We start from the raw sequence: 2,869 nt of genomic DNA on the forward strand, positions 1-2,869 counted from the left end.
GCGCCGTCGCGGTCGGCGCGCTGCGCAGCCGCGAAGACGTGAGCCGCACGCTCGACCGTGTCTGCGAATGGATCGAACGCAACGAACCCAGCAACCCGGCGCCGCTGCTGATCCGCCGCGCACAGCGGCTGATGGGCAAGAATTTCATGGACATCATCCGCGACCTCGCGTCCGACGGCCTCGGCCAGGTCGAACGCATCGCCGGCAGTCCCGACCAGTAAACCGAACCCGCCCCAGAGGAGTCCACCATGGCCACCAGCAGTCAGAAATTCATCGCCCGCAACCGCGCGCCGCGCGTCCAGATCGAATACGACGTGGAGCTCTACGGCGCCGAGAAGAAGGTGCAGCTGCCCTTCGTGATGGGCGTGCTGTCCGACCTGTCGGGCAAGCCGGCCGACCCGCTCGCGCCGGTGGCCGACCGCAAGTTCCTCGAGTTCGATGTCGACAACTTCGACAGCCGCATGAAGTCGATGAAGCCGCGCGTCGCGTTCCAGGTGCCCAACACGCTGACCGGCGAGGGCAACGTCAGCGTCGACCTCACCTTCAACAGCATGGACGACTTCTCGCCGGCTGCCGTGGCGCGCAACAACGACGCGCTGCGCAAGCTGCTCGAGGCGCGCCAGCAGCTGTCCAACCTGATCACCTACATGGACGGCAAGAGCGGCGCCGAGGAACTGCTGGCCAAGGTGATGGCCGACCCGGCACTGCTGAACAGCCTGGCCGGGGCCAAGAAGGCCGACGAGCCGAAGGCCGAGTAAGCGCGCAGCGACACAGGAGAAAGACATGGCAGAAGCACAGAACCAATCCTCCGCGCTGCAGGGCGTCGAATTCCAGGGCGGCGATTTCGCGAGCCTGCTGAACAAGGAATTCAAGCCGAAGAGCGAAGAGGCGAAATCCGCGGTCGAGACCGCGATCCTCACGCTCGCGCAGCAGGCGCTGTCGCAGACCAAGCTGATCGGCAACGATGTCGTCAACTCGATCGAGGCGATGATCGCCGAGCTCGACAAGAAGCTCAGCGAGCAGATCAACCTGATCATGCACCACCCCGATTTCCAGCAGCTGGAAAGCGCGTGGCGCGGGCTGCACCACCTCGTCAACAACACCGAGACCGACGAGCAGCTGAAGATCCGCGTGATGAACATCAGCAAGAACGAGCTCGGCAAGACGCTCAAGCGCTACAAGGGCACGGCCTGGGACCAGAGCCCGATCTTCAAGCGCGTCTATGAAGAAGAATTCGGCCAGTTCGGCGGCGAGCCGTTCGGCTGCCTGGTCGGCGACTACTACTTCGGCCAGACCCCGCCCGACGTCGAGCTGCTGGGCGAGATGGCCAAGGTGTCGGCCTCGGCCCACACCCCGTTCATCGCCGCCGCCGACCCGAGCCTGATGCAGATGGGCTCGTGGCAGGAGCTGGCGAACCCGCGCGACCTGAGCAAGATCTTCACGACGCCGGAGTACGCCGCATGGCGCTCGCTGCGCGAATCGGACGACGCCCGCTACATCGGCCTCGCGATGCCGCGCTTCCTGGCGCGCATCCCGTACGGCGCGAAAACCAACCCGGTCGAGGCGTTCAACTTCGAGGAAGACACCGGCAGCGCCGACCACACCAAGTACACCTGGGCGAACTCGGCGTACGCGATGGCGGTCAACATCAATCGTTCTTTCAAGCAATATGGCTGGTGCTCCCGCATCCGCGGCATCGAATCCGGCGGCGCGGTCGAGGGCCTGCCCACGCACACCTTCCCGACCGATGACGGCGGCGTCGACATGAAGTGCCCGACCGAGATCGCGATCAGCGACCGGCGCGAGGCCGAGCTCGCGCGCAACGGCTTCATGCCGCTGGTGCACCGCAAGAACTCCGACTTCGCGGCCTTCATCGGCGCGCAGTCGCTGCAGAAGCCGGCCGAGTACGACGACCCGGACGCCTCGGCCAACGCCAACCTGGCGGCACGCCTGCCGTACCTGTTCGCGACCTGCCGCTTCGCGCACTACCTGAAGTGCATCGTGCGCGACAAGGTGGGCTCGTTCAAGGAGCGCGACGAGGTGCAGCGCTGGCTGCAGGACTGGATCATGAACTACGTGGACGGGGATCCCGCCCACTCGTCGGAAGACACCAAGGCGCGCCGCCCGCTGGCGGCCGCCGAGGTGGTGGTGGAAGACGTCGAGGGCAACCCGGGCTACTACAGCTCGAAGTTCTTCCTGCGCCCCCACTACCAGCTGGAAGGTTTGACAGTGTCTCTGCGCCTGGTGTCGAAGCTGCCCTCGCAGAAGGTGGCCTGACCAGGAGCAGGAAAGCGTGGCCGGCGTGGAACCTCCCACGGCGCGCCACGCGCATCGCAGCCCGGGAGGTTCAGCTTGCCGGGAACGAAACAGAAACGCCGGGCGCACGACGGAATACCCAGACGTCGTGGCACCCCTCCCCGGCATCCCACAAGCGGGTCAACTTAGTTGAAGGAGAAGCATCATGGCTGTAGACATGTTCATCAAGATCGGTGACATCAAGGGCGAGTCGAAGGACAGCTCGCACAAGGACGAGATCGACGTCCTGGCATGGAACTGGGGCTGCGCCCAGACTGCCTCGTTCGGCAACGGCGCCGGCGGCGGTTCGGGCAAGGTCAGCATCCAGGACCTGTCGCTGACCAAGTACGTCGACGCGTCGTCGACCGCACTGGCGATGGCCAGCTTCAAGGGCACGCACATCAAGCAGGCCGTGCTGACCGTGCGCAAGGCCGGCGACAAGCCGCTCGAGTACATCAAGATCACGCTCGACAGCGTCATCGTGTCGTCGCTGTCCACCGGCGGCAGCGGTGGCGAAGACCGGCTGACGGAAAACATCAGCCTGAACTTCGCGAAGTTCAAGATGGAATACACC

4 protein-coding genes are annotated in these 2,869 nt (G+C 65.1%); all 4 read left to right on the top strand.

Features of this window, described 5'->3' with window-relative positions; genetic code table 11:
- Positions 1–221, top strand: a 221-nt coding sequence (locus tag AC1D1T_RS31475; RefSeq protein ID WP_477993291.1) for a type VI secretion system protein TssA, incomplete at its 5' end; no start/stop codon positions are given.
- A gap of 27 nt (positions 222–248) precedes the next feature.
- Positions 249–758: a type VI secretion system contractile sheath small subunit gene (tssB, locus tag AC1D1T_RS31480; RefSeq protein WP_047503160.1), complete on the top strand. Its 510-nt coding sequence runs from the start codon at positions 249–251 to the stop codon at positions 756–758.
- Between the two features lie 25 nt (positions 759–783).
- The gene (gene tssC, locus AC1D1T_RS31485; RefSeq protein WP_477842553.1) at positions 784–2,277 is read left to right on the top strand and encodes a type VI secretion system contractile sheath large subunit; all 1,494 of its coding nucleotides are present in this window, start codon (positions 784–786) and stop codon (positions 2,275–2,277) included.
- A 184-nt stretch (positions 2,278–2,461) separates the two neighbouring features.
- Positions 2,462–2,869: Hcp family type VI secretion system effector (locus AC1D1T_RS31490; RefSeq protein WP_477993292.1), on the top strand; the 408-nt coding region annotated here is incomplete at its 3' end.

It is taken from the genome of Rhizobacter sp. P2_H3 (genome assembly GCF_056403355.1).